The sequence below is a fragment of the Vibrio tubiashii genome (assembly GCF_028551255.1).
GTDB classification, from domain to species: domain Bacteria; phylum Pseudomonadota; class Gammaproteobacteria; order Enterobacterales; family Vibrionaceae; genus Vibrio; species Vibrio tubiashii_B.
The window spans coordinates 1,103,365-1,128,948 of the sequence record NZ_CP117029.1; the positions used below are offsets into that span (position 1 = coordinate 1,103,365).

Here is a 25,584-nt window from a genome sequence, read left to right on the forward strand (position 1 = left end):
CTAGCTAAATGCTAAATAAAAACGGCGCTTCAATTGAAGCGCCGTTTTTTGTTTTGTGAGGTAAGCAAGCGTGTCATTCCATAGAGAGACGCAGGAGCGAGTAGGGAATCTCCAAAGGTTTTCGATTTGCTTCAAGAGATCCCCAACTCATTCGTCCCTCATTCTTGAGGATGACAGGTGGCTGAGACTTGTCATTCCTTAGAGAGAAGAATGAACGAGTAAGGAATCTCTGTAACTTTTGACTTTCTAAATTTCGATCTCTTTCCACTCACCTGGCTGTAAGTCACCTAGCGTCACGTTTCCCATCGAATAACGAATCAATCGTAGAGTAGGGAAGCCAATATTAGCGGTCATGCGGCGCACTTGGCGGTTGCGGCCTTCAATAATGGTGATCGATAGCCATGTGGTTGGAATGTTGGCTCTGAAGCGAACCGGTGGGTTGCGTTCCCACACTTGAGGCTCTGCCATTACTTCAACTTTGGCCGGAAGTGTCATGCCATCCTTTAGCTCCACGCCTTTTCGGAGCTTGTCTAAGTCTGACTCTGACGGTGCGCCGTCTACTTGCACCCAATAAGTCTTTGGTGATTTAGATGTAGGTTGAGTCAGCTTGGCTTGCAAGATGCCATCATTGGTCAGAACTAATAGGCCTTCGCTATCTCTATCAAGTCTACCTGCGGCGTAAACATCTTTGACGGTAATAAAGTCGGCTAAGGTTTTTCTGCCATCACCATCAGTGAATTGGCTTAGAGTGTCATAAGGCTTATTGAACACGATGACCTTACGATCTTCCGGTGCGATTTTGGGTTTAGTGCTCGTCGGTTTTCTACGATTTTTAGAGGAATGTTTATTCACTCCTTTCGCTGAAGAGGGACGTTTAAAACCGGAATTCCCGCGACGTGATGAAGAGGGTTTAGAGTCACGTTGTGAACGTGGCGACATGTTAACTACCTTGCAAAAATGTAAACGAAGTGTGGGTAAAACTTTTAACGAGATGCGGAATAAGCTACCATTTGCGCGCCCGAAAACAGGATTGGCGAGCAAGATAATAGACTATTCTTTCAATTTTGTTTAATTATATTGAGGGTCTGTTGACCTTTTGAGATGACTTTTGCAGCAGTTTGTGGGTTCTTTATACAAGGCAGAGGTTTTGAAATGTAGTTGTTCTACCTGATAAGCCGATAACGCAGTAGAAAGGAGCCACAAACGCTGCCCGAAGGGTTCGGCTAAAAGCGTTTTATTCTTTGTTAAGAGGTGTTTTGCTTAGAGTGACTAGGCGGCAAACCTCTCGCCGCGACTAAAACGCTTTTATCTCGAACAAAATTTAACCTCAAAAGGTTAACAGACCCTGATCGCTCTCAAGGATGTCGCTGACTTAGTGACGAAAACAAAAAGAGACGGACAAATCGCAACAAGTGAGGGGATTATTCATAACTTGTTAGCGGACACACACATAGGACCTACACTCAACAGGTCCGGTTAGAACAATAGGGAAATTTCATGCCTACAGAAAAACCTACAATTATTTACACTATTACTGATGAAGCACCTGCGCTAGCAACTTACTCACTACTACCGATTATTCAATCATTTACTGCTTCTTCAGGTATCAATGTCGACACTCGTGATATCTCTCTAGCTGGGCGTATTATTGCAAACTTCCCAGAGCACCTAACAGACGAGCAACGCATTGGTGATGCACTAGCTGAGCTAGGCGAATTGGCAAAAACACCAGAAGCAAACATCATTAAGCTGCCAAACATTTCAGCTTCGATTCCTCAATTGCAAGCCGCAATCAAAGAGCTTCAAGACAAAGGTTACAACCTACCTAATTACCCTGAAGAGCCAAGCACGTACGAAGAAGAAGCAATCAAAGCAACGTACGACAAGATCAAAGGTAGTGCAGTAAACCCAGTACTACGTGAAGGTAACTCTGACCGTCGTGCTCCACTTTCTGTAAAGAACTACGCGAAGAAGAACCCACACTCAATGGGTGCATGGTCAGCGGATTCTAAGTCGCATGTTTCTAGCATGTCTGGCAACGATTTCTTCGGTAGCGAAAAATCGCACACAGTAGAAGGCGCGACAGAGGTTAAGATCGAGTTTGTTGCAGCAGACGGTGCAGTAAAAGAGCTTAAAGGCGCTTTCCCACTGCAAGATAAAGAGATCATCGATTGTTCAGTAATGAACAAGAAAGCACTGGTTGAGTTCTTCGAAGCACAAATCGCTGAAGCAAAAGAGCAAGACGTTCTGCTGTCTCTGCATATGAAAGCGACCATGATGAAAGTGTCTGACCCAGTAATCTTTGGTCATGCGGTTAAGGTTTACTACAAAGACGTTTTCGCGAAATACGGTGATGTATTCGAGAAGCTAGGTGTTGATGTCAACAACGGTATTGGTGACGTTTACGCGAAGATTCAAGCGCTTCCTGCTGCTCAAAAAGAAGAGATCGAAGCTGCACTACAGGCGGTATACGAAACTCAGCCACCGCTAGCAATGGTTGATTCAGACCGCGGTATCACCAACCTACACGTACCAAGTGACATCATTGTTGACGCATCTATGCCTGCAATGCTGCGTTCATCTGGTCAAATGTGGGGCCCAGATGGTAAGCAGAAAGATACTAAAGCGATGATCCCTGATCGTAGCTACGCTGGTATCTATCAAGCAGTTATCGACTTCTGTAAAGAAAATGGTGCGTTCGATCCTACTACTATGGGTAGTGTACCGAATGTGGGTCTAATGGCTCAGAAAGCAGAAGAGTACGGCTCACACGACAAGACATTCATTCTAGATACGGCAGGCACTGTTCGTGTGGTTGACGCTTCTGGCGTAGTACTACTTGAGCAATCTGTTGAGGAAGGCGATATCTTCCGTATGTGTCAGGTTAAAGACGCACCGATTCAAGATTGGGTGAAACTGGCGGTAACTCGTGCACGTGCGACAGGTGTACCAGCAGTATTCTGGTTAGATGAAAACCGTGCACACGATGCTCAGCTAATCAAGAAAGTGAATGCCTACTTACCGAACCACGATACTTCAGGTCTAGAGATTAAGATCCTAGCGCCGCTAGAAGCGTGTCAGTTCTCTCTTGTTCGAATCAAGCAAGGTCAGGATACAATTTCAGTGACAGGTAACGTACTACGTGATTACCTAACCGACTTGTTCCCAATTCTTGAGCTTGGTACATCGGCTAAGATGCTATCGATTGTTCCACTAATGAATGGTGGCGGTCTATTTGAAACAGGCGCTGGTGGTTCTGCACCTAAGCACGTTCAGCAGGTTGAAAAAGAGAACCACCTACGTTGGGACTCTTTAGGCGAGTTCCTAGCGCTAGCAGCTTCTCTAGAGCACCTAAGCACAGTAACTGGTAACGCGAAAGCGCAAGTTTTGGCTGACGCCCTAGATAAAGCGACGGGTGACTTCTTAGACAACAACAAGTCGCCATCACGCCGTGTGGGTGAGCTAGATAACCGTGGTAGCCACTACTACCTAGCAACATACTGGGCACAAGCGCTTGCTGCACAAACCGCTGATGCTGAGCTTGCTGCTGAGTTTGCTCCAATTGCTGAAGCACTTTCTTCAAACGAAGAGAAGATTGTTGCTGAGCTAAACGGCGCGCAAGGTGTAGCTGGTGAACTAGGTGGTTACTACGCACCTGAGTTTGATAAGGCTTCGCCTCTAATGCGCCCAAGCGCGACACTCAATGGTGTTATCAACGGCTAACCCAAGCTGCATAAATAACAAAACCCGCCATCTGGCGGGTTTTTTAGTTTTTAAACGATTTAAACATTGTTTAAGTAGGCAGCGGTTATTTTGCTGGTTGAGCCTCAACCGGAACCACAGAGCTAGCGTGATAGCCTTTAGGTCCTTCTTCCACTTCAAAACTCACTTGTTGGCCAGCTTTCAGAGTACGATAACCGTCCATTTTAATGGTGGAGTAGTGTGCGAACACATCACCATCTTCTCCCTCTGGACAAATAAAACCAAATCCTTTGGCGTTGTTAAACCATTTTACTGTACCTGTAGCCATGCTATACATCCCTCATGCATATTGTTACTGATGTTGTTTAAGTGCTTACATTGAATCCTTGTAAACAGAAAGTGAATTATCATTCAGCCGCTGCCAAATTTTTAGTCACTATTTGACCAATGTAGCCAATGATTGGTCACAGTCAATAGGAAAAAGGTATTACAGTCTACATATTTGCAAACAAATCACTTTTGAGATTTACATTTTTGCAACTGTTAAACTGCTTATTTAGTAGTAAGCATAGATGTCGTGAATGGTTTTTGGTTTCTTTTTAATCAATTAGATACAACTGGTCGATTAAGAGAAATCTTTTATTTGCAGCGACTCAAATGCTGCATTAGTCTCTAAGTAAGGACAAAATTTTTTAGAAGTATTTTGTTCTAAATAGTAAGAACTAAATTCAAAACTTTCGCTCGATGAAGTGGTAAAATTAATAGAGACAAAAACATTAACAACGATGAGTCATGAGCAAACATTTTGAATGGGTCACTCCCGGATCCGATCTGCTGGAGTTAGAAAAAACAAAAGTTAAGCCACCATCAATGTATAACGTTGTGTTAAATAACGATGATTACACCCCGATGGACTTTGTGATTGAAATCCTAGAACGCTTTTTTTCTATGGATATCGACAAGGCGACACAAGTGATGCTCAAGGTGCATTATGAAGGCAAGGCAATTTGTGGCACGTATACTGCAGAAGTTGCTGAGACGAAGGTAGCGCAAGTTACTATGTATTCTAAAGAGAATGAGCATCCTTTGCTTTGTACAATGGAGCAAGCATAACGCTTGTTCGAGCAACCTAAGTTGTTCTTAAAGGAGGTACTTATGCTGAATAAAGAATTGGAGTCGAGTCTGAACGGCGCATTTGCTCGCGCTAGAGACAAAAGACATGAGTTTATGACCGTCGAGCACCTCCTGTTAGCATTGCTAGAAAACGATGCTGCGCGAGAGGCCCTGCAAGCGTGTCAGGCAGATATCGAGGCCCTTCGCGGCGAACTCGATGTATTCATTGATCAAACTACACCTCTTATCCCAGAAAACGACGAAACTCGCGAAACGCAACCCACTTTGAGTTTCCAACGCGTTTTGCAAAGAGCTGTGTTCCATGTTCAGTCATCAGGACGCAGTGAAGTCACAGGTGCAAATGTGCTGGTGGCCATTTTTAGTGAACAAGAATCTCATGCCGCTTATCTACTCAAGAAAAATGATATTAGCCGCTTAGATATTGTTAACTTTATTTCTCACGGTATTACCAAAGCTTCTAGCTCAGGCGACGAGCCATCTTCTTCAGATTCCTTTGGTAGCGAGAGTGTCGAAGAAACCGGTTCAGAAGAACGTCTAGAAAGCTTCGCCACAAACTTAAATCAGCTCGCCAAACAAGGCCAGATCGACCCACTGATTGGGCGTGATAAAGAGTTAGAGCGCACTATCCAGGTATTGTGTCGTCGCCGTAAAAACAATCCGCTACTTGTTGGTGAAGCCGGTGTGGGTAAAACGGCGATCGCTGAAGGCCTTGCTTGGAGAATTGTTGAAGGCCAAGTGCCTGACATTATCGCCGATAGCGTTATCTACTCATTAGATATCGGCTCTCTTCTTGCGGGTACTAAATACCGCGGTGATTTCGAGAAACGCTTTAAAGCCATTTTGAAGCAGCTTGAAAAAGAAGAAGATGCAATTCTATTTATCGACGAGATCCACACAATTATCGGTGCGGGTGCGGCTTCTGGTGGTCAAGTGGATGCTGCCAACTTAATTAAACCCCTACTAAGTAGCGGTAAGTTACGCTGTATCGGTTCGACAACTTATCAAGAGTACAGCAATATCTTTGAGAAAGAGCGCGCACTGTCTCGACGCTTCCAGAAGATTGATATTGTTGAGCCATCTTTAGATGACACTACTAAGATCTTAATTGGTCTCAAGCCTAAGTATGAAGCTCACCATGAAGTTCGCTACACCAATAAAGCACTTCGCGCTGCGGTTGAGCTTTCTGCCAAATACATCAATGAACGTCATTTGCCTGATAAAGCGATCGATGTAATTGATGAAGCGGGCGCACGTAGTCGTCTAGCCCCAGCGAGTCGTCGTAAGAAAACAGTTGGTGTAGCTGATATTGAGGCGATGGTCGCTAAAATGGCTCGTATCCCAGAGAAATCGGTTTCATCTTCAGATAAAGAGATTCTGCAAAATCTTGATGAGAAGATGAAGATGCTAGTGTTTGGTCAAGACGATGCGATTGATGTGCTAAGTGAAGCGATCAAGCTGACTCGTGCAGGTCTTGGTGCTGATAATAAGCCAGTAGGTTCATTCTTATTTGCAGGCCCGACTGGGGTGGGTAAAACAGAAGTCACCGTGCAGCTTTCTAAGTTACTAGGTATCGAGCTACTTCGCTTCGATATGTCTGAGTATGGTGAGCGTCACTCAGTTAGCCGCTTGATTGGTGCGCCTCCTGGTTATGTTGGTTATGACCAAGGCGGTCTGCTCACTGACGCGGTTATCAAACATCCTCACTCTGTTGTGTTACTTGATGAGATTGAGAAAGCTCACCCAGATATCTTTAATCTGCTATTGCAGGTGATGGACAACGGTACGCTTACAGACAACAACGGTCGTAAAGCAGACTTCCGCAACGTTATTGTCGTGATGACAACCAATGCGGGCGTTCAGATGACAGAGAAGAAATCGATCGGCTTGATCCAACAAGATCATAGTCACGATGCTATGTCTGAAATCAAGAAGGTATTTACCCCAGAGTTCCGTAACCGTCTGGATAACATCATTTGGTTCAACAGCTTAGATGAGCATGTAATCCACCAAGTTGTCGATAAGTTCATCGTAGAGCTGCAAGCTCAGCTTGATGTACGTGGCGTGTCGCTTGAAGTATCAGATGATGCTCGCCACTGGTTAGCGCTGAAGGGTTACGACAAAGCTATGGGTGCTCGCCCAATGGGTCGAGTGATCCAAGATCAGGTTAAGAAGCCTTTGGCTAACGAACTGCTGTTTGGCTCTTTGGTTGATGGTGGTACGGTGAAAGTTGACCTCAAAGGCGATGAGCTTAAGTTTAAATACTTAAGCGAGAAAGAAGCCGCTATTCATTAACCAGCTTATATAGGTAGACCTAAGCCGGAGCAACTGCTCCGGCTTTTTTATGGGCGTCGGTTTGGAGGTCGGTGGGTGTATCACTTATTCATCGTCACCATGGCTCAGGTGAAACTTGTAGTGTCAATATTGATTTTAATCAATAAGCATTCATTTAACACTCAAGCAGAAACATCACTGAAAGCACCATAAAATAAGGTTTGTTTCATTTTTGATTTTAGTTTTCCCCTTTTGTTTCAAATAAGGCTTTTACTGATTGCTTTGTTAGTTTAATATGTTCCTCAAGATAACTTTTCGACGAAACTCCTAGCTAACAGCTCCGAGATTCAAGGACATGTGCGACAAAGTCACTATCAAATTTATTCATCTATGACATATGTTGCTCATAGTCGCTTGGGGTAATCCTTATGAAAAACAAATTTGCAAAAACTCTAGCTACCTTATCGCTAACCGCTATTGCTGCTTCTGTTGCCATATCAGCTCATGCATCAGAAGACAATACCCCAGATCCGAGTGACCTGACTAAAGTTAACTCGTTTGCATTTGGTACGGTCGATAATGATGGCACGCTAAAAGGTATGGTTGGTATTGCTGGTGCGTACAGTGAAGGTAACAACTTCATCGGTCTGGTAGAGCACGGCTCGGCGACGAAAAACAATGCAATAGGTAAGAAAGATCAGAATTCACGTTTACGTTACTTTCAGGTACTAGACACTGGATTAGATGCGATGCCTCAAGCAGGTTTCTCGGTTGATTATATGAAAGGCTGGGAAAAGTCGAATGGTATCGGTAGCGATATTGTTGCACTGGGCGCAATTGCGAAAGTCACCACTCCGTGGGAAGGCTTATCCATCTTCCCAAATGTGGCTTATGTCGCAGGTTCTGCGCAGGGTGAAGATGTTAAAGACAAAACTAAAGCAGATTTATCAGGCTATCAAGTAAACCTGTTTGGCTCTTTGTCGATTGGTGAAAAGGGTCAATACGTGGTATTCCAGCCGCAATTTATGCATCTTGATGGCAAACTTAAAGATGCCAATAACCAGAAGCTAGATGCAAACGTGTTCAAAGTTAAAACCGGTTACGGTCAGCCAATTTCTGCCGATGGTAAATGGTGGGTTGAGGCGTCACATACTTATACACGCTCAGATATGGAAGTTAAGCACACTAAATTTGCTGACAAAGATCATGACCACAAATTTGAAGTGGGCGTTTCTTACTACTTCTAATCGAATACGAGGCCTACCAGTTAGGCCTCATCTCTTCTTTAGCTAAAAATCTGCTTCACTGCTCGGTAAGACGAATCAACCTCTTCAGGCACCTCTTGCTCGATTTGAAAGCCTTTCGCCGGATATGTTTTGATCCTTTCAAAGTCACCAAGCATAGCTGTGACGACCATATCCAAATCGATCTCATCATTGAAATAGTCACAAAATGAAGTCTTTGGCGACGTCACGCAAAGATGTTGGTAAGAGGCTGGCCATTGTTTGGCAAACGTTGCGTATGTACGCCTTTCCATATACGGCTTCTGGACTAAAATGAACGACTTAAAATCTTCACCTGATTTCTTCATTAATTGATAGGTAAGTTGTACATTCTCGCCAGTATTGGTCGCTTTGTCTTCGATAAGGATACTGTCTGCAGGCACACCCATATCACGTGCCACGTTGGCAAAGGTTTGTGCTTCGGATGATTCAAACACACCTTCGGTGAGGCGTCCGACACCGCCAGAGAAAACAAGCTTTTTGGCCCATCCTTGTAGAAACAATTGAGCTGCATACTCTGCGACTCTTATATCATTGCTACCCAACACAAAAATACAGTCCGATTTTTTTAGCGTGTGGCTGAGCTGCATATAAGACCAAAGCCGTTCAATGTGTTGATATAGTTTTAGCTGACTCATGAATTGCCCCTTGGTCGTTAAACCAACTCTAATGTGTGCTGGTAGTGGAAGCGATAGCCTAGGTTCACCAACTTATTGGCGACAATTTTTTTGTCCGGATGCTGGGTAATGGGTGGCAGAGGTTCAGTCGATCCGACACTATTTAATGCCGCTTGATAAAACTCTGCTTTGCTCACCGTGTTAGGAGTCGTCGCGTTAACGACTTCAGAAGAATTGTTCAAAGCCATAAAACTGACTGCGCCAATCGCGTCTTGTAAGTGAATCATGTTGGCAGGGGCCAGCTCGCTGACTTGTTTTAGTTTGCTAGCAAACCGAGAAGGGTGACGGTCTGGGCCAACCAATCCACTGCATCGCACAATGGCAAACTTCAGTCCTGAGCTTATCAGCGCATTCTCGGCTTGAAGCATAATGGTGGCGTTATCGCTAAAATCAGGGTTTCCTTCAGCGATGGCAAGGGAGGCGTCTTCTTCGGCCATGTCAGTGGCAAGACTAGGGTATACAGTCGTTGAACTAACCATGATTACCCGAGACACACCGTTCTGTTTTGCTGCTTCAATCAGCGCTTTCCATTGAGTGACGTATTGCTGCCCACCGCCTTTACGAAATCCTGGAGGAAAACAGCCTATGACAATTTCGCTAGGGGCATTAATCAGGTGCGCGCTAAGTTCTGCTTCCCCACTATTGAGGTCGCATTTAAAACCCTCTAGGCCCTCTTTTTTTAGCTCGTCAACGCCCTTTGAGGTGGTTTTACTCACATATACTTTATGGCCGATAGACGTTAAATACTGAGCTAAAGGCTTTCCAAGCCAGCCGCCTCCGACAATTGAGAGTGTTTTCATTCCTGCGTCCTTGATAGTAGCTTACGTAGTTCACTGCGTAAGAGTTGGTGTATCGGTTTAAAGCCGTAGCCTTGATGCTGTATTACGTCGACATTCGCTTGCCAGCAAAGCTGTTCATAGCGCACTGGGATTCGGGTGATTTTTCCACTCTCCTCATACGCAGAAGCGATATGAGTAGGTAAGAATCCCCATCCAAATCCTTTACTGATTAATTCCAATAGTACGTAGTAGCTATCTGCATACCATAGCTCTGGACTATGAGCTTGCTGGAATCCACTTACTTTGGCATTTCTTGAGCGTAACAACAACTGCCTATGAAGCAAGAGTTGGTCGATGTTCTCGGAGAGCTGATTTGCAAGTGGATGTGTCTGACCAACATAGAGGTCAAATTCAATGTGACCGACAGATTCAAAGTCGATGTTGGGTGGTAGCTCAATCTCTGAAAATACCAGACCAGTCGTGACGCGTTTCTCGGCGACCAATTCGATAATATCGATACTGGAAGCGACGAGAATTTCTACTTTTAGATTCGGAAACGTCGAGGATACGGTCTCTAGTGCGTGCGAGAAATTCTCTACGGGTATGCCTTCGTCGATGGCGATGCTGATGTTCGACTCTTCGTCCTTAAACAATGAGGATGAGCACTCTACTAAGCGCTTATGCTGCTTTAGTGTGGCGTTGGCATGAGGAAGCAGCTTTTTACCTTCTTCGGTTAGCGTAGGGTAGCGCCCGTCTCGGTTAAACAGTTCAACGCCACAATCGAGTTCAAGGTTCATAATATGCTGACTGATGGCGGATTGAACTTTACCCGATTTTCGTGCGGCTGCTGAAAAGGAGCCAGTTTCAACGGTGGCAACAAAAGCCTCTAACTGCTCAATACTAAACATATCGTTTTTACTAATGGTATCTAACTTTTAAGTATCTCGATTATAGATGAACATACGCCCACTGTTTGTGATTAAAGAGAGAAAACATTATGCAAACTAAAGAACGTATCTTCCACGCACTGTTTTTTGAGCTGATTGCTTTGGCACTCATTATTCCTGTAGCGTCTATGTTTTCAGGCAAAGGGGCGAGTGAATTGGTTGTGGTTGGCGTCGGGCTGAGTTTGTTTACCGTAGTGTGGAACTATTTTTACAACATTGGCTTTGACCGTCTATGTAAAACGCCTAGATCAGAACGATCACTATCAACCCGTATTTGGCATACGGTCGGCTTTGAGGGAGGGTTGATTTTCATTACCTTACCGACGATAGCTTGGTTCCTAAATATTACTTACTTCCAAGCACTTATGCTTGAAGCAGGGTTTCTCGTGTTCTTTTTCTTTTACGCGACGGGCTTCAACTGGCTCTACGATCGTCTTCAACCATACAAATGGTGTTTTGAGCGCGCCTAGATAAATAAACCACTGTGCCTATTATTAACTATGTAGGTGGTGTATGCCTGCGAGTTAGAGGTGAGCATGAAGTGGTTGTTAGCGGTAGTACTCATTGTCAGCGTATTTCCTAGTGGGGCGACTCAGCGAGTCTATATGACGTCTCTGGAGTGGCCTCCTTATTCAGGAGAAGAGCTCGAAGGATATGGTCTGTCTGTTGCAGTTGCGCGCGAAGCGTTTTCGGCAATGGGGTATGAGCTTGTTATCGAATTCAAACCTTGGGTACGTGCTGTCGCGCTCGCCAGCAAAAGCGATAAGTATGTTGGCTACTTTCCAGAATATTACTTTAAAACCGACGAGTTTGTTTTCTCAGACTCTATTGGCAGCGGGCCGTTAGGATTGGTTGAGAACATCAAGTTTCCGATTGAGTGGAGTTCATTGGAAGATCTAACCTTATACCGAATTGGTGTTGTTCAAGGGTATGTGAATACGGCCGATTTTGATTTAATGGTAGAGGAAGGCTTGATTCAGGTTGAAGCGTCAGCAGACGATATTCGCAACATTTATAAAGTGGCTAAGGGGCGACTCGATGCCGCGGTTATTGATTCAAATGTACTCGACTATTTGATCGGCATTGATCCTAGATCAGACATGCTAGGCAACCGCGTTAAAATGAACAGCCGCTTGCTTGAGAGCAAAGAGTTGTATTTAGCATTCAAAAACACGCCAGAGGGACACAACTGGCGTGATGTATTTAATGAAGGTTTAAAGAAAATTGACGTTTCCTCTATTGTTGAGAGATACAACCGCTACCTCTCGACAACCAAAGGCATCAAGTCTCCGATTGTACCTTTTCGTGCTAACTAGAAAGCACTCTTAGCGCTTTATCTGCATGTTCAGCCATTTCGATACCTTCATCGGTGAGGTAGCCGCCGTCAGGTAAGGTACATAACCCTTTTTCGTAAAGGCGCTGAACTGCCGCCTGCATCTCTTCAGTCGCTTCATGATGAACCTTAATACCCGTCGCAGCACTGCTGATGTCAAACTGGAGTAATAGGTTTAGTTCAGACATATGTTCAGGCGTAAATTTCATATTTGAATCCTTTTCGAAAGTACTGATTTCAACTTAATCATGAAGTTATAAATCGGCAATGTTATGAGTTGAGAAGTGTTAGCTAAGCCTTACTTTCGCTAAAGGAATTGCTAGGATTGATTAGGAGTTGTTCAATCGCATTGTGAATAGATCAGAATCAAAGATTGTTAATGGCTTTTGTTGGTTAGTAGCACGTGGAGGGTGTCTTAATGCCGATAACGAATAATAATGGCTATTAATATAAAAAATTAGACTAAAGTTGTATGAGAACAAAAAATCGAGACTGACTTTGTTTTTAATTTATTGATATGAAAGAACCTTTCTCTCATTTTTGAAAACTAATTTAGTGATTTTTAGTCGTTGATTTTTAGAGTTTGGCGCGAGTTTTCTTTCAATTAATAACATTTTGTTCTGTGAGGTTAATTAACGCTTGTATTTGAATAAAAATCGAGTAATTATCCGCCTCCACTAATCCACTTGTTGCAAAATGTTTCACCCATGATGAACTTAAACCACCAGTTTGATTCTCTACTTCCACCACAAATGGCTGAGCGCGCTGCTGAAATTGGCGTAGGCAAAGCAACCAAAGATCCGGTTAAATCTTTTCTATTGGCTATTTCTGCAGGTATTCACATTGGTATCGCTTTCGTCTTTTATACCATAGTGACGACAGGTGCTGGTGACTTACCTTGGGGAATTACACGCCTGCTCGGTGGGTTAGCCTTTAGCTTAGGGTTGATTCTAGTGGTCGTGACAGGCGGTGAACTGTTTACTAGTTCGGTGCTGACTTTAGTCGCGCGCGCAAGTGGCAAAATCTCTTGGAAAATGCTGTTTAAGCACTGGGCAGTCGTGTATGCCGGTAACCTAGTGGGCGCTTTACTACTTGTTATCTGTATGCTTCTGACCAAGCAATACATGTTCGATCATGGCCAAGTGGGTTTGAATGCAATGGCGATCTCCCAGCACAAACTGCACCACACCTTCCTATCTGCGGTTGCGCTTGGCGTCATGTGTAATGTTTTAGTGTGTATCGCAGTGTGGATGACCTTCAGTGGCCGTACGCTAACTGACAAAATCGCGGTAATGATCTTGCCAGTTGCCATGTTTGTTTCCGCAGGCTTTGAACACTGTATTGCTAATATGTTCCAAGTGCCTATGGCTATCGGCATCAAGAATTTTGCCCCAGCGGAATTCTGGCAGATGACAGGTGCAAACATTGCTGATTACGCCGACCTAAATATGATCGACTTTATTACCAATAACCTGATCCCAGTGACACTTGGCAATATCATTGGCGGTGGCGTTTTCGTTGGCATGTGGTACTGGCTCATCTACCTACGCGACTAGGCCATTATTTTACTTATTTGAAGGCTCACTCAATGTGGGCCTTTTTAATGCCAGCTATCCACTTCAGCACTAAATATCTCTTCTATCGCAACGATCTGCTCTGGTTCGTCGATCAGCCAATCTTGGGCATTGCTTAGTTCAATCTCAGCAACATCTACACAATGGGTCTTGGTTAGGTTCAGCATAACGCCCTCCTTAGGTTAGCTAGTATCAACCTAGGTACCTTGAGTGACAGTTTTATTACGCTATTCGAATTAAATTATATGCGTATGAATGCAAAGAAAATTTTTATTGAGATTTTACTTGCACTCTGGCTAGACCAGTTGTTTCCTAGGTATCACCACGGTTATCCACAGAATCTGTGGATAAGATCTTGTGGGTAGCGGATCGACGATTAAAGATCAGTCGGCTGATTTGATCTTAACCAGCACTCTTCCTTCGTTATTAATGCATTTCTTGATAGTCAGTTGTAGGGAGAGCATGACGGAGAGAGACATCATAACCAGAATCGCCACCATAATCAGAATCTGATATTTGATCGCAACTAATGGGCTTGCGCCGCCTAAAATTTGTCCGGTCATCATGCCTGGTAAGGTCACCAATCCCGTGGTGCTCATTGTGGCTAGAGTTGGGGCGAGTGAGCGTCGCATCGCCTCTTGCACAAAAGGTAGCGTGGCATATTTAGGCGAGGCTCCGAGTGAGATGGCGGCCTCGTATTCACTTTTTCTCTCATCTAAAGCGGTAAATACGTTCTGAAGTGCGACAATATTACCACTCATAGAGTTGCCCAGCAGCATCCCTGCCAATGGGATCATATATTGAGCGCTGTATAGAGGCTGTGGCTGAATCACAAGCACTGAGATAATCGTAAGCATAGGGAATAGCCCAGCGGTTAGGGCGATTGTGACTGGCAGCAACAGGGCTTCTCTGGGCAATCTGGCTTTACCAACAATAGCGCTGGCGCCAATCAATGTCATTAACAACAACCAAAGTGCATTGATGGCTAAGCTATTCAATTGAAAGAGGTATTGCAGATAGAAACCGACCATCAGCAATTGCAGTGTCATTCGAGCGACACTGACAATGATTTCATTGCCGATCTTTAGTTTGTAGTGTTGGCTGATCAGCAGCGGAATAACGAGTAGGCCAAAAAACAGTGCCAATACTGACCACGAAATATCTACCACACTATCCATATATCCCCCTCACGAACACCGCATATTGTACGCGAATTTGGGTGTGCGTCATCTTGTATTAAATTCAAAAACGCTCTGATTTATTGACAAGTTCTGAAACATTTTATTTACAAATGAGCTAAAGTTAGCACGTAAACATCGTGCCTCTAAAGTGGTAGATGTTTCGTTTTGTTGTTGAAATGTTGCACAATTTGATTGGTTTTGATGGTTTTGTTTCTGTTAATAATTGTTCATATTTAGTGGCAAATTTATATATAAAAACACGAACAAACACATCTCTGGATGAGCTCAAAAAAGTGTTGAATAACACGGCTGGAAAGGGCGGATTTGATTGAACCCTACGATTAGTATGGTCTAACATTTCTACTTAGAGATAGTAAAAAAATTGGCTCGACGACAAGAGCTAACCAAAAACACTAGATACAAAATAGGCAAATGTATGAGTGATGTTAACAAAATCGAGAGTGGTGAAAAACGCTCTCTGGAGTGGAAGTCATTCCTCTTCATCGCGGTTGTTCTCTTCCCAATTTTAAGTGTGGCGTTCGTAGGCGGCTACGGATTCCTAGTATGGATGCTTCAAGTATTCGTAATGGGACCACCTGGCGCGCATGGCATGTAAGCCATTGAGCTCAATTCCACATTTTTATAAAGATTTTAAGAGAGCAAACCATGAAATCATTGATTGTTAAACTGTGGCGCACCATGACGCGCCCAGCGGTTCATATCAGCCTAGGTGTGCTGACGATGGGCGGCTTTATCGCGGGTGTTATCTTCTGGGGTGGTTTCAACACTGCTTTAGAAGCGACTAACACTGAAGAATTCTGTATTAGTTGTCACACCATGCGTGACAACGTGTACGTTGAACTACAAGAAACTGTGCACTGGAAGAACCACTCTGGTGTGCGCGCAACTTGTCCTGACTGTCACGTTCCTCATAACTGGACAGACAAAATTGCACGTAAGATGCAGGCTTCTAAAGAAGTATTCGCACAAGTATTTGGTAACTATGATGAACCAGGTGTGTTTGAAGAGCGTCGTATCGAGCTTGCTAAACATGAATGGGATCGTTTCTCTGCAAACAAATCCCTAGAGTGTAAAAACTGTCACAACTACGAATCGATGGACTTCGAGCAAATGTCACCAACGGCTCGTATCCAGATGAAGCAAGCGGCAGAAAAAGATCAGAGCTGTGTTGACTGTCACAAAGGTATTGCCCACAAACTGCCTGCTGGTATGGATAGCATTGGTGGTATCGTTGGCGATCTAGAATCTCTTGCTTCTAATACTAGCTATGCGGCAGGCCAAACACTAGTGAGCGTGCGTCACCTACCAATTTACTTTGACGCTGAAGGTCAAAAAGAAGCCGGTCTTCTAAATCCAGCTTCTTCAGTTAAAGTTCTGGAAGAGAAAGGCGAATTTGTTTCAATTGAAATCGACGGCTGGCGTAAAGCGAAAGGCTTTGGTCGTGTAATCCAAGAAGACTTTGGTAAAAACATTGCGGTTGCGTCTCTTCTTAAAGAAGCATCAACAGACGATAGCATTGTGACGACTGGCGAGAAGAAAGTGGATGAGCTTACAGGTCTTCCATGGGAGAAAGTGGCAGCAACAGTATGGCTGAAGAAAGAGTCAATGTTGAACGACATCACTCCAGTTTGGGAAAAATCGAAAGAAGCGTATAAGACAAACTGTTCTGTATGTCACACCCAACCAGATGAAGCGCACTTCGATGCGAACACTTGGCCAGGTATGTTCGACGGTATGCTTGCGTTCGTTAACCTAGATACAGATAGTGAAGCACTGATCTTGAAGTACCTACAGAAGCACTCTTCAGATTATGCTGAAGGCCACCACTAATAAGCGTCAGACGGAGTATTTGAAATGGCTATTACACGAAGAAGTTTTCTAAAAGGTGTAGCGACAACGAGCGCAGCATCAGTCATCGGTCCAAGCTTATTGGCATCTGCTTCTGCAAGCGCTGCGGAAACAACAGGAACTTGGAAGGTAACTGGTTCACACTGGGGCGCATTCCGCGCCCACATCTACGCGGGTAAAGTTCAAGAAATCAAACCGCTAGAAACAGATAAAAACCCAACAGAGATGCTGAACGGCATCAAAGGTATTATCTACAGCCCATCACGTGTACGTTACCCTATGGTGCGTCTAGATTGGCTTAAGAAACATAAATACAGCGCAGAGACACGCGGTGACAACCGTTTCATCCGTGTTACTTGGGATGAAGCTTTAGACTTGTTCTACCGTGAACTTGAGCGTGTGCAGAAAGACTACGGTCCTTGGGCACTGCATGCAGGTCAAACGGGTTGGAACCAAACTGGTGCTTTCAACAACTGTACTGCGCACATGCAGCGCGCGGTTGGTATGCACGGTAACTTCATCACTAAAGTGGGTGACTACTCGACAGGTGCTGGTCAAACGATTCTGCCATACGTTCTAGGTTCAACAGAAGTATATGCACAAGGTACTTCTTGGTCTGAAATTCTAGAAAATGCAGACAACATCATTCTTTGGGCAAATGACCCTGTGAAGAACCTGCAAGTAGGTTGGAACTGTGAAACTCACGAGTCATTTGACTACTTAGCTCAGCTAAAAGAGAAAGTAGCAAAAGGCGAGATCAACGTACTTTCAGTTGACCCTGTGAAGAACAAGACTCAGCGTTACCTAGAGAACGACCATCTGTACATTAACCCAATGACAGACGTTGCCTTCATGCTGGCTGTTGCACACGTGCTTTACAACGAAGACCTTTACGACAAGAAGTTTATCGACACTTACTGTCTAGGTTTTGATGAGTTCATTCAGTACGTTCAGGGTGAAACCAAAGATAAAGTGGTGAAAACTCCTGAATGGGCTGCGGAAATCTGTGGCGTGAAAGCGGACAAGATTCGTGAGTTTGCACGTATGCTTGTAAGCGGCCGTACTCAGATCCTAATGGGCTGGTGTATCCAACGCCAAGAGCATGGTGAACAGCCATACTGGGCAGGTGCTGTTGTGGCTGCAATGGTTGGTCAAATTGGTCTACCGGGTGGCGGTATTTCTTACGGTCACCACTACTCAAGTATCGGTGTTCCTTCAACGGGCTTTGCGGGCCCTGGTGGTTTCCCTCGTAACCTAGATACGGGTATGAAGCCTAAATGGGACAACAATGACTTTAACGGTTATAGCCGCACTATTCCTGTAGCGCGCTGGATCGACTGTCTATTGGAACCTGGTAAAGAGATTCGTTACAACGGTGGTAAAGTTAAACTGCCTGACTTCAAGATGATGGTGATCTCAGGTAACAACCCTTGGCACCACCACCAAGATCGTAACCGCATGAAGAAAGCATTCAAGAAGCTTCAAACGGTTGTGACTGTTGAGTTTGCTTGGACTGCAACGTGTCGTTTCTCAGACATCGTACTGCCAGCTTGTACTCAGTGGGAGCGTAACGACATCGACGTATACGGTTCGTACTCAAGTAAAGGTTTGATCGCAATGCATCGCCTTGTCGATCCATTGTTCCAATCTAAGCCAGACTTCCAGATCATGAGTGAACTAACTCAACGCTTTGGTCGTCGTGACGAGTACACTCGTGGTATGAGCGAGATGGAATGGATCGAAAGCCTATATAACGATTGTAAGAAAGCCAACGAAGGCAAGTTTGAGATGCCAGAATTTGCTGAGTTCTGGGAGAAAAGCGTACTAGACTTCGGTCAAGGTAAGCCTTGGGTTCGTCATGCTGACTTCCGTAAAGACCCAGAAATCAACGCTCTAGGTACGCCGTCTGGCTTCATCGAGATCACTTCTCGTAAGATCGGCCGTTACGGTTACGAGCACTGTCAAGAGCACCCAATGTGGTTCGAGAAATCAGAACGTTCACACGGTGGTCCTGGCTCAGACAAACACCCGTACTGGCTACAATCTTGTCACCCAGACAAGCGTCTGCACTCTCAGATGTGTGAATCTGAAGAGTTCCGCGCAACGTATGCGGTACAAGGTCGTGAACCTGTTTACATCAACCCTGAGGATGCGAAAGCGAAGGGTATCAAAGATGGTGACCTAGTGCGCGTCTTCAATGACCGTGGTCAGCTTCTAGCAGGTGCAGTGGTTACTGATAGCTACCCTCGCGGTGTTATCCGTATCGAGGAAGGTGCATGGTATGGTCCTCTAAACGAGAAAGAAGGCGCTATCTGTACTTACGGCGATCCAAACACGCTAACTCAAGACATCGGTTCTTCAGAGCTAGCACAGGCGACATCGGCAAACACTTGTATCGTGGACTTCGAGAAGTTCAGCGGTAAAGTACCGCCAGTGACGTCATTCGGTGGTCCAATCGAAGTGGCATAATCGACACTAGAACGAAAAATACCAGCCAAGCGGCTGGTATTTTTTTGCTTGCAGAAACGAGCGTTAGTTATCCGAGAGACCATACTTAATTTTTAGTAATTCAAGTTGTCGCGCACCATGATCTTTGAAATAGGCATTGAGGGCAGAGACGATTTGTTGAGCTTGAGGGTGATCTTTTCTCACGGCGGCATAGAGTGGGGTTGTATCGAGATAGACTGGACTGAAACTAAGCTTAGAGGCATCGAGTCTCATTTCTTTAATCGTCCATCGACCCACAGCTTCATCTGTGACTAGAACATCAGCGCGATCAGACAAAACAAGGCGGATACTGTTAGGCAGGTGGATTGAGCTGACTGGAATGAGGCCTTGGTAATCTAGAAGCTTTGCGCCGTATGCGTAGTTATCGATTAGGGCGACACGGGTGTCCTTCAAACTGCTTAGTGACTTATATTCAAAACTGGACTCTTGACGAGAGACTACCGCCATTTTGTTGTGCATATATAGATCGGTGAAAATGTAATCGCGAGCTCGTTGTTCAGTTTTCCAAATCGCGATGATGACGTCATTTTTACCATTAATCGTTTCTTTGAGTACCCGCGTCCAAGGCTTAACCGAGTAATCAACTTCAAACCCCGCAGAAATCAACCCTTCAATGACGAGATCATGGGCAATACCGCTGCCTAGGGCGGAGTTCATCACATAAGGAGGCCACAAGTCTTGAGCGACTTTCAATGGCGCAGCGACTGAGAGGCTGCACCAAAGCCAGCAGATAAAAAGGATGAGTTTGTTCGATCTGTCTCTTTTCACCTGATATGTCCAACTATCAACTCACCCTTAAGTTTAGTCATAGAAAACTAAAAATGTGTGTTTAGGTGCACTAAACGATGGCGAATTTTTGCTTTAGCTTTTGAACTTTGTACCTCTTCTTTTACGGCGACGTTGTTGATGTTCTTAGAGTATATCGGTGTGCAAGTATCCCTTATTTCAACTGAGTTCGTAGGCGAACAATCAGGTAAATTTAGCTTTTTAATTTACCCTTAATCACAATTGCGGAGCGGCTTTTTTATTGATTCATTTGTGAATCATTACTAGCACCAATAGTTTTTGTTTTCAGAGCGTGCAGATGGCATTTGACGCTCATAAATAAAAATCTATAGGAACAAAGAAATGAAAAAGACAGCACTAGCAGTAGCACTATCTCTTGTAGCCGGGTCAGCAGTAGCGGCAGAAGCACTTTCAGGTGATCAGTTCACTGTATCAGGTGAGTTTGCTATCGGTGGTTATTACCAAGAAAACCGTAAAGAAGGTGGTGAGGTTAATGATGACTCATCAGCTAAAGACGAAGAGTTCTATAACGGTGGCGTAACGGGTTTTGATATTTTCGCTGACTACGAAAATGGCAACATTGTTGGTAAGTTTGGTGGTGAGTTTGATATTGAAGACGACTACGGAACTTCTGATTCTACGTTCACGATCACTGACACGTGGGTTGGTTACAAAACGGGTGCTGGTGTAGCGTCTATCGGTTACGCAAACGACACAGCGCTAGATGCAGTTGACGGTGCAGCGGATAAAACTATCGAGTTCCTATGGTCACCAAACGATGCGTCAGATGCTCGCCAAGTGGTGAAGTTTGAAGGCGACAAAGAAGGTGTTAAATACGGTATCTCTTACTTTGGTGACCGTAACTATGAAGGCACTGATCGTCAAAGTGGTTACAACGGCTACCTAGGTTACGAAAACGAAACATTTATGGTTAACCTTGGTTACGAAGACAACGATGAAACTGAAGGTGAGACAGATAAGCTATACCTAGTTAACGGTGCTGTTAATCTTGGCGCAGTAGGTATCGGTGCAACAGTTGCTGAGGAAGAATTTGCTGACGGAAAAAAAGTTAAAATGTACAACACGTCAGTTGGCTACACACTTGACGCTCTATACCTAGGCGCTGGTTACGTAACGATTGAAGATACACGTGAAGCGGTTAACTTCGGTGGTTCTTACGCGTTCACAGATAACTTTACAGCACTGGTTGATATCGCATACCACGTATCTGACGAAGGCTACGATTCTGCAAAAGGTACGGGTCTGCAGAAAGGTGATATCGAGTCATTCCTAAAACTGGCTTACGCATTCTAAGATTCTCTTCACCTCTACGTTTGTAGCCCACTTCGGTGGGCTTTTATAAGCAGGATGCTTAACGCATAATCCACTGCCTTTTCACCCTCCGGAGTTGGAGGGTTTTTTCATTTTTCACTTAATGAGAAAAATTGGGTTGTCTCGCCTCCAAGGATGATAGAAACGTGATCGCCGTTACGTAATGCGTTGATGACCAAATAGACAACGAATTGTACCAATGCTCTAATTGAGAAAAATAACGACAAAGCAGAGCGTGATATGTCGCAACTCCTGCATTTAGCCCACGAGCGTATCCTTACTATTCCCAACAGCGATCTTAGTGCTGATGCTATCGGTAATCAGGTTACCTTTACTTATCGGGGTTTATCCAATGATCCCGTCGATGAGCAGTTTCTGCTTTTTCAGACAGATTTTGATTTTGAACGTCGCGCCACCTTGCTGGGTGACGGTTTTCAAATGCTGGCTCAAACCACTGGTACTTACGAAGATCCGGTTGATATTGGTCGCTGCCCAGACAACAGCTCTAGTTATCGACTCTACGCTTCTAAAGCCCCTAAACGTTACTACAATTACCTAGTGGTCGAAGACTCGCTTGGCTATGCGTTGTTTGGCTTTACCTCTTGTCATCGCTTTGCCGGGTATTTCACTGTGGGCGATGAGGATGGCCGAGTTAAGATCAATGCTTACATAGATGGGGAACAAACTGCCCCACAAGATTGGTCAACGAATCGTCTAGAATCCGTTGTGGTTTTAAGAGGAGAGTCTTTATCTGAGCTCTATCTGCAATACAGTGGTTTGATACAGGAGCAGCATCCGGTACGCAAAGGCGTGACACAAGATTCGCCTCTAGGATGGTGCTCATGGTATGCCTACTACGCTGAAGTGACCGAGCAAAATATACACGCTAATGTTGAACAAATGCGCGAGCATCTAAAGCCGTTTGACTACGTCCTGCTTGATGATGGATACCAAGCATTCATGGGAGATTGGTTAACACCCTCTGACAAATTCCCTTCTGGCATTAAATCTGTCCTCAGAGAAATTTGCTCAAATGGTAAAAAGCCTGCTATTTGGCTTGCGCCTTTTATTGCGCAGCCCGAGTCTGAGATATTTCGTAATCATCCTGATTGGTTTGTGCGCCATGAAGATGGAAGATTGCTCAAAGCCGAAGATGTCACTTATGCAGGTTGGCGCTGTACTCCATGGTACATCCTTGATACCACTAATCTACAAGTCCAAGAACACCTAACGCGTGTCGTCCGTACCATGCGTGAAGAGTGGGGCGTCGAAATGTTTAAGCTTGACGCTAACTACTGGGGAACATTGAAAGGGGTTCGCAGTCAGTCAGGTGTCACAGGTGTCGAAGCTTATCGTTTAGGCATGCAAGCCATCATTGAAGGGGCGGGGGATGCATTAGTACTTGGATGCAATGCGCCAATGTGGCCATCGTTGGGGCTGGTGGATGCCATGCGAGTGTCTGATGACGTAGAACGCTGCGCGACAAGGTTTGAACAGATTGCCAAAGAGACGTTTTACCGCAGTTGGCAGCATCGAAAACTATGGCAAATCGATCCGGATTGCGCGACGTTTGTCTCTTTAGCCAATCAGGCAACCGAGAGGAAGTATTACGAGTTCCATCGAGATGCGCTGTTGGCGAGTGGAGGCTTGTTACTTTCTGGTGATCCGCTACCGGAACTCACGCCATTCGCTAAAAAAACGCTGGCTAAACTGGCCATTCGACATAGGCATAATCAGGAGGCCGCAAGATTCACGGCGTTGAATCTTCATCATGCTTTTCTTCAACTGACTGAGAGAAATGACCTCCACTGTTTGTTCAATTATCAAAGTACCGCCAGAGAAGTCACGTTAACTGCCAATTTCCCTGTCTATTGGTACGATTACTGGACAGGAGAAAAATTGGTTCATGAACCGACCCAAGTATTAGAGGTGGGTTTAGAATCTGGATTGTCTAGCCGAGCGATAATTACCTCGCTATAGCCTCTTAGCTAGATTAAAATGTCGAGCTAGATTAACGCGATAATAAAGAAAACAATGTCAATCATACTTGGTATTGACCCGGGCTCTCGTATCACAGGCTATGGTGTGATTCGTCAAACGGGTCGCCATCTGCAATATCTTGGTAGCGGCTGTATTCGTACCTCCGAAAAAGAACTGCCCGGTCGCCTTAAGCAAATCTACGCGGGCGTTTCAGAGATCATCACTCAGTTTCAACCAGATGTATTTGCTATAGAGCAGGTCTTTATGGCACGAAATGCAGACTCTGCGCTCAAACTTGGTCAAGCTCGTGGTAGCGCAATTGTTGCCGCGGTCAACGCCGACTTGCCGGTTTACGAGTATGCAGCTCGTTTGATTAAGCAAGCCGTGGTTGGTACAGGTGCGGCGGATAAAGAGCAAGTGCAGCATATGGTTCAACATATGCTTAAACTCCCGTCTAAACCTCAAGCTGATGCGGCCGATGCCCTTGGTGTCGCGATCTGTCACGCCAACACCAACAAAACCTTGGTAGCTTTAGCAGGCAAAGCTACCAGCGCGAGACGCGGACGTTACCGTTAACCATTCCACACTATTTACTTCCTATTGGTGCAAAATTGAGACATATAAAACAGATCTGATTACTGGGTTTGTTATAAAAATGTTGCATTAATATAGTGGTCAGAGGTCTAACAAGATATCAATCAAGGAAGATTGAACATGAACCCTGTCAACGTGTGGCGACAATTCTGTATGCCCAAGCAACCTCAATGGACGAAAAATCAACAGCGTCAGGCGGACACCCTCTCTCTATTTTCTTTCATCGCTTTTCTCGTCGGCGTTTATAGCCTGATAAAGTGGTCTAAGCACGGTCATGATGGCTTAATTATGACTTCGATACTGCTGATTGGATTGGAGCTCTTTGCTGCCGTTTGCCTAAAACTGTTAAAGAACCCGAAAATCGCACTCAACCTCGGTTTTATTGGTATGTCGGTGCATGCCCTTAATATCATTTACCAAAGCGGCGGTGTTGTAGAGTCAACCCAAACTTACTGGGTTCCCTTACTTGTGGTGGCATTCTTCTTATCTGGTACGCGAATGGTAGCTATCAGTTGGAGTGTGACGGTTATCTTGTGTTCCGCCATCATGACCTTTATGCATGTCTCTGGTAACTCGTTTCCGGTATTAGAGTTATCTGAATCTGCGCAACGCGTTGAAATTTGGTCTGGAACGGTATTGCCTTTAGTGGTTATCTGTATTGCTCAGGCGTTCACCGCCAAGCAAAGAGATAAAGCGATTGAAATCGCAGAGCGAGCAAAAAGTGATAGTGAAGCGATTGCAGAGAAAGCCACACTCGGTGAACAGAATCTTTCTCATGTTCTAGAGCAAGCCAATCAAAACTCAATACAGCTGAAAGATGTGTCGCAAACACTGGAATCTCAGTCATTGACGCTAGATGATCAGGTCTCGAACCTGAACATCAATTGTGAATCTCAGGCCAGTGCGGCAGAGCAGATGAGTCAGCAAGTTCATCAGCTTGCCGAAGGAATTGAAGGTTCAACCCGTTTTGTTGATGAACTTAGAGAGCGCAGTGACGCGGTTCACCAGCAAGCGGAGACCAGTTCGCAGTTACTTGAAGACTCTACCTCAGCCATCAGCCAAATTATTGGTAGCCATGAAGAGATCATGAAAGTGGCCGATTTGATCACCTCTGTTGCAGAACAAACTAACCTACTGGCGCTCAATGCTGCAATTGAAGCGGCGAGGGCAGGGGAGCAAGGTCGTGGCTTCGCCGTCGTGGCGGAGCAAGTGCGTGACCTTTCCGCTAAAAGTAGCCAGTCGGCGATAGAGATTAGAAACTTGCTTGACCGCAGCGAACAGGAAGTGAAACACGGACAAGACGTCGTTAATTCAAGTGCGGTGAAAATGAAGTCGATGATTACCGAAGTTTCTGCCATCTCACAAGACGTCAACGGACTTGCCAATATCATGTCCAGCCAAATGATGGCACTCAAAGAACTCGACCAAGCGAGCAGTGAAGTGGCGAATGGCGTGGTTGAAACGAAAACAATTTCCGAGAACGTAGCGCAAAATGGTGCGCAATTGACCTCACAGGTAGACGCAGTAAGAACCTTAACTTCGCAACTTGATCAAGTTGTCTCAAAAATCTAGCTCTAAATCATAAAGGACTGGATGTCTATCCAGTTCTTTATTATCCTGTCGCAAATTCATTT

General features: G+C 44.8%; 23 protein-coding genes. 14 read left to right on the forward strand and 9 right to left on the reverse strand.

Annotated features, from left to right (window positions below; translation table 11 throughout):
• Positions 1-246: 246 nt before the first annotated feature.
• Positions 247-939, reverse strand: a complete 693-nt coding sequence (locus tag LYZ37_RS05005) for a pseudouridine synthase (protein ID WP_272786743.1) — start codon at positions 937-939, stop codon at positions 247-249.
• Between the two features lie 558 nt (positions 940-1,497).
• Between LYZ37_RS05005 and LYZ37_RS05010 the strand changes: the two genes are divergently transcribed.
• Positions 1,498-3,723 carry an NADP-dependent isocitrate dehydrogenase gene (locus LYZ37_RS05010; protein WP_272786744.1) on the forward strand — a complete coding sequence of 742 codons (2,226 nt, stop codon included), beginning with the start codon at positions 1,498-1,500 and terminating at the stop codon, positions 3,721-3,723.
• A gap of 85 nt (positions 3,724-3,808) precedes the next feature.
• Here the strand turns inward: LYZ37_RS05010 and cspD are convergent, their stop codons facing one another.
• Entirely contained in the window at positions 3,809-4,030 is a 222-nt protein-coding gene (cspD, locus tag LYZ37_RS05015) for a cold shock domain-containing protein CspD (protein ID WP_004744316.1), read from the reverse strand.
• 464 nt (positions 4,031-4,494) lie between these two features.
• Between cspD and clpS the strand changes: the two genes are divergently transcribed.
• The 3 genes from clpS (at position 4,495) to LYZ37_RS05030 (ending at position 8,354) form a co-directional block, all read left to right on the forward strand.
• Complete coding sequence (clpS, locus tag LYZ37_RS05020) at positions 4,495-4,815, forward strand: ATP-dependent Clp protease adapter ClpS (protein ID WP_004744315.1); 321 nt, start codon at positions 4,495-4,497, stop codon at positions 4,813-4,815.
• Between the two features lie 42 nt (positions 4,816-4,857).
• On the forward strand, positions 4,858-7,128 hold the full coding sequence (gene clpA / locus LYZ37_RS05025; RefSeq protein WP_004744314.1) for an ATP-dependent Clp protease ATP-binding subunit ClpA: 2,271 nt from the start codon (positions 4,858-4,860) through the stop codon (positions 7,126-7,128).
• A 407-nt stretch (positions 7,129-7,535) separates the two neighbouring features.
• The gene (locus LYZ37_RS05030) at positions 7,536-8,354 is read left to right on the forward strand and encodes a hypothetical protein (RefSeq protein ID WP_272786745.1); all 819 of its coding nucleotides are present in this window, start codon (positions 7,536-7,538) and stop codon (positions 8,352-8,354) included.
• Between the two features lie 38 nt (positions 8,355-8,392).
• On the opposite strand, the gene LYZ37_RS05035 is transcribed toward LYZ37_RS05030, so the two are convergent.
• Genes LYZ37_RS05035 through LYZ37_RS05045 form a run of 3 tightly spaced genes read right to left on the reverse strand, consistent with a single transcriptional unit; the run spans position 8,393 to position 10,754 of the window.
• Positions 8,393-9,028 carry a YdcF family protein gene (locus LYZ37_RS05035; protein WP_272786746.1) on the reverse strand — a complete coding sequence of 212 codons (636 nt, stop codon included), beginning with the start codon at positions 9,026-9,028 and terminating at the stop codon, positions 8,393-8,395.
• Positions 9,029-9,045: 17 nt separating this feature from the next.
• Positions 9,046-9,867 carry an NAD(P)H-binding protein gene (locus tag LYZ37_RS05040; RefSeq protein ID WP_272786747.1) on the reverse strand — a complete coding sequence of 274 codons (822 nt, stop codon included), beginning with the start codon at positions 9,865-9,867 and terminating at the stop codon, positions 9,046-9,048.
• Positions 9,864-10,754 carry a LysR family transcriptional regulator gene (locus LYZ37_RS05045; protein WP_272786748.1) on the reverse strand — a complete coding sequence of 297 codons (891 nt, stop codon included), beginning with the start codon at positions 10,752-10,754 and terminating at the stop codon, positions 9,864-9,866. Before LYZ37_RS05045 ends, LYZ37_RS05040 begins: the two co-directional genes overlap by 4 nt.
• 89 nt (positions 10,755-10,843) lie before the next feature.
• Here LYZ37_RS05045 and LYZ37_RS05050 point away from each other — a divergent pair, with 89 nt between their 5' ends.
• Positions 10,844-11,263 (forward strand): PACE efflux transporter, encoded by a 420-nt coding sequence (locus LYZ37_RS05050; protein ID WP_171322666.1) that lies wholly within the window; start codon positions 10,844-10,846, stop codon positions 11,261-11,263.
• 66 nt (positions 11,264-11,329) lie between these two features.
• Positions 11,330-12,109 (forward strand): substrate-binding periplasmic protein, encoded by a 780-nt coding sequence (locus tag LYZ37_RS05055; protein WP_272786749.1) that lies wholly within the window; start codon positions 11,330-11,332, stop codon positions 12,107-12,109.
• Here the strand turns inward: LYZ37_RS05055 and LYZ37_RS05060 are convergent.
• Positions 12,102-12,335 (reverse strand): TIGR02647 family protein, encoded by a 234-nt coding sequence (locus LYZ37_RS05060; protein ID WP_004744307.1) that lies wholly within the window; start codon positions 12,333-12,335, stop codon positions 12,102-12,104. The genes LYZ37_RS05055 and LYZ37_RS05060 overlap by 8 nt on opposite strands.
• A 501-nt stretch (positions 12,336-12,836) precedes the next feature.
• Here LYZ37_RS05060 and focA point away from each other — a divergent pair.
• Complete coding sequence (gene focA / locus LYZ37_RS05065; RefSeq protein WP_239855281.1) at positions 12,837-13,682, forward strand: formate transporter FocA; 846 nt, start codon at positions 12,837-12,839, stop codon at positions 13,680-13,682.
• Between the two features lie 44 nt (positions 13,683-13,726).
• On the opposite strand, the gene LYZ37_RS05070 is transcribed toward focA, so the two are convergent.
• On the reverse strand, positions 13,727-13,867 hold the full coding sequence (locus LYZ37_RS05070; RefSeq protein ID WP_154670884.1) for a hypothetical protein: 141 nt from the start codon (positions 13,865-13,867) through the stop codon (positions 13,727-13,729).
• Between the two features lie 216 nt (positions 13,868-14,083).
• A complete protein-coding gene (locus LYZ37_RS05075) occupies positions 14,084-14,878 on the reverse strand; it encodes an ABC transporter permease (protein WP_272786750.1) in 795 nt (264 codons plus the stop codon).
• A gap of 439 nt (positions 14,879-15,317) precedes the next feature.
• Here LYZ37_RS05075 and torE point away from each other — a divergent pair, with 439 nt between their 5' ends.
• From torE to torA, 3 genes are read left to right on the forward strand one after another with little or no spacing between them, the layout of a single operon-like run.
• The gene (gene torE, locus LYZ37_RS05080; RefSeq protein ID WP_171322674.1) at positions 15,318-15,497 is read left to right on the forward strand and encodes a trimethylamine N-oxide reductase system protein TorE; all 180 of its coding nucleotides are present in this window, start codon (positions 15,318-15,320) and stop codon (positions 15,495-15,497) included.
• 50 nt (positions 15,498-15,547) lie between these two features.
• Complete coding sequence (torC, locus tag LYZ37_RS05085) at positions 15,548-16,732, forward strand: pentaheme c-type cytochrome TorC (RefSeq protein ID WP_272786751.1); 1,185 nt, start codon at positions 15,548-15,550, stop codon at positions 16,730-16,732.
• Between the two features lie 24 nt (positions 16,733-16,756).
• Positions 16,757-19,219: a trimethylamine-N-oxide reductase TorA gene (gene torA / locus LYZ37_RS05090; protein ID WP_272786752.1), complete on the forward strand. Its 2,463-nt coding sequence runs from the start codon at positions 16,757-16,759 to the stop codon at positions 19,217-19,219.
• 63 nt (positions 19,220-19,282) lie between these two features.
• Here torA and LYZ37_RS05095 read toward each other — a convergent pair whose 3' ends face one another.
• Positions 19,283-20,026: a substrate-binding periplasmic protein gene (locus LYZ37_RS05095; RefSeq protein ID WP_272786753.1), complete on the reverse strand. Its 744-nt coding sequence runs from the start codon at positions 20,024-20,026 to the stop codon at positions 19,283-19,285.
• Positions 20,027-20,386: 360 nt separating this feature from the next.
• On the opposite strand from LYZ37_RS05095, the gene LYZ37_RS05100 reads away from it, so the two are divergent.
• The 4 genes from LYZ37_RS05100 to LYZ37_RS05115 all read left to right on the forward strand — a co-directional run bounded on the left by LYZ37_RS05100 (position 20,387) and on the right by LYZ37_RS05115 (position 25,522).
• The gene (locus LYZ37_RS05100; protein ID WP_272786754.1) at positions 20,387-21,358 is read left to right on the forward strand and encodes a porin; all 972 of its coding nucleotides are present in this window, start codon (positions 20,387-20,389) and stop codon (positions 21,356-21,358) included.
• Between the two features lie 258 nt (positions 21,359-21,616).
• Positions 21,617-23,356: a glycoside hydrolase family 36 protein gene (locus LYZ37_RS05105; RefSeq protein ID WP_272786755.1), complete on the forward strand. Its 1,740-nt coding sequence runs from the start codon at positions 21,617-21,619 to the stop codon at positions 23,354-23,356.
• A 54-nt stretch (positions 23,357-23,410) separates the two neighbouring features.
• Positions 23,411-23,932, forward strand: coding sequence for a crossover junction endodeoxyribonuclease RuvC (gene ruvC / locus LYZ37_RS05110; protein WP_004744295.1), 522 nt, complete (start codon positions 23,411-23,413; stop codon positions 23,930-23,932).
• A 138-nt stretch (positions 23,933-24,070) separates the two neighbouring features.
• Positions 24,071-25,522 (forward strand): methyl-accepting chemotaxis protein, encoded by a 1,452-nt coding sequence (locus tag LYZ37_RS05115; protein ID WP_272786756.1) that lies wholly within the window; start codon positions 24,071-24,073, stop codon positions 25,520-25,522.
• Positions 25,523-25,584: the final 62 nt, after the last annotated feature.

Excerpts from the sequence above, each read along its gene's own strand:
- LYZ37_RS05005 (WP_272786743.1), bottom strand. The coding sequence starts at position 939 with ATGTCGCCACGTTCACAACGTGACTCTAAACCCTCTTCATCACGTCGC.
- LYZ37_RS05010 (WP_272786744.1), top strand. The coding sequence starts at position 1,498 with ATGCCTACAGAAAAACCTACAATTATTTACACTATTACTGATGAAGCA.
- cspD (WP_004744316.1), bottom strand. The coding sequence starts at position 4,030 with ATGGCTACAGGTACAGTAAAATGGTTTAACAACGCCAAAGGATTTGGT.
- clpS (WP_004744315.1), top strand. The coding sequence starts at position 4,495 with ATGAGCAAACATTTTGAATGGGTCACTCCCGGATCCGATCTGCTGGAG.
- clpA (WP_004744314.1), top strand. The coding sequence starts at position 4,858 with ATGCTGAATAAAGAATTGGAGTCGAGTCTGAACGGCGCATTTGCTCGC.
- LYZ37_RS05030 (WP_272786745.1), top strand. The coding sequence starts at position 7,536 with ATGAAAAACAAATTTGCAAAAACTCTAGCTACCTTATCGCTAACCGCT.
- LYZ37_RS05035 (WP_272786746.1), bottom strand. The coding sequence starts at position 9,028 with ATGAGTCAGCTAAAACTATATCAACACATTGAACGGCTTTGGTCTTAT.
- LYZ37_RS05040 (WP_272786747.1), bottom strand. The coding sequence starts at position 9,867 with ATGAAAACACTCTCAATTGTCGGAGGCGGCTGGCTTGGAAAGCCTTTA.
- LYZ37_RS05045 (WP_272786748.1), bottom strand. The coding sequence starts at position 10,754 with ATGTTTAGTATTGAGCAGTTAGAGGCTTTTGTTGCCACCGTTGAAACT.
- LYZ37_RS05050 (WP_171322666.1), top strand. The coding sequence starts at position 10,844 with ATGCAAACTAAAGAACGTATCTTCCACGCACTGTTTTTTGAGCTGATT.
- LYZ37_RS05055 (WP_272786749.1), top strand. The coding sequence starts at position 11,330 with ATGAAGTGGTTGTTAGCGGTAGTACTCATTGTCAGCGTATTTCCTAGT.
- LYZ37_RS05060 (WP_004744307.1), bottom strand. The coding sequence starts at position 12,335 with ATGAAATTTACGCCTGAACATATGTCTGAACTAAACCTATTACTCCAG.
- focA (WP_239855281.1), top strand. The coding sequence starts at position 12,837 with ATGAACTTAAACCACCAGTTTGATTCTCTACTTCCACCACAAATGGCT.
- LYZ37_RS05070 (WP_154670884.1), bottom strand. The coding sequence starts at position 13,867 with ATGCTGAACCTAACCAAGACCCATTGTGTAGATGTTGCTGAGATTGAA.
- LYZ37_RS05075 (WP_272786750.1), bottom strand. The coding sequence starts at position 14,878 with ATGGATAGTGTGGTAGATATTTCGTGGTCAGTATTGGCACTGTTTTTT.
- torE (WP_171322674.1), top strand. The coding sequence starts at position 15,318 with ATGAGTGATGTTAACAAAATCGAGAGTGGTGAAAAACGCTCTCTGGAG.
- torC (WP_272786751.1), top strand. The coding sequence starts at position 15,548 with ATGAAATCATTGATTGTTAAACTGTGGCGCACCATGACGCGCCCAGCG.
- torA (WP_272786752.1), top strand. The coding sequence starts at position 16,757 with ATGGCTATTACACGAAGAAGTTTTCTAAAAGGTGTAGCGACAACGAGC.
- LYZ37_RS05100 (WP_272786754.1), top strand. The coding sequence starts at position 20,387 with ATGAAAAAGACAGCACTAGCAGTAGCACTATCTCTTGTAGCCGGGTCA.
- LYZ37_RS05105 (WP_272786755.1), top strand. The coding sequence starts at position 21,617 with ATGTCGCAACTCCTGCATTTAGCCCACGAGCGTATCCTTACTATTCCC.
- ruvC (WP_004744295.1), top strand. The coding sequence starts at position 23,411 with ATGTCAATCATACTTGGTATTGACCCGGGCTCTCGTATCACAGGCTAT.
- LYZ37_RS05115 (WP_272786756.1), top strand. The coding sequence starts at position 24,071 with ATGAACCCTGTCAACGTGTGGCGACAATTCTGTATGCCCAAGCAACCT.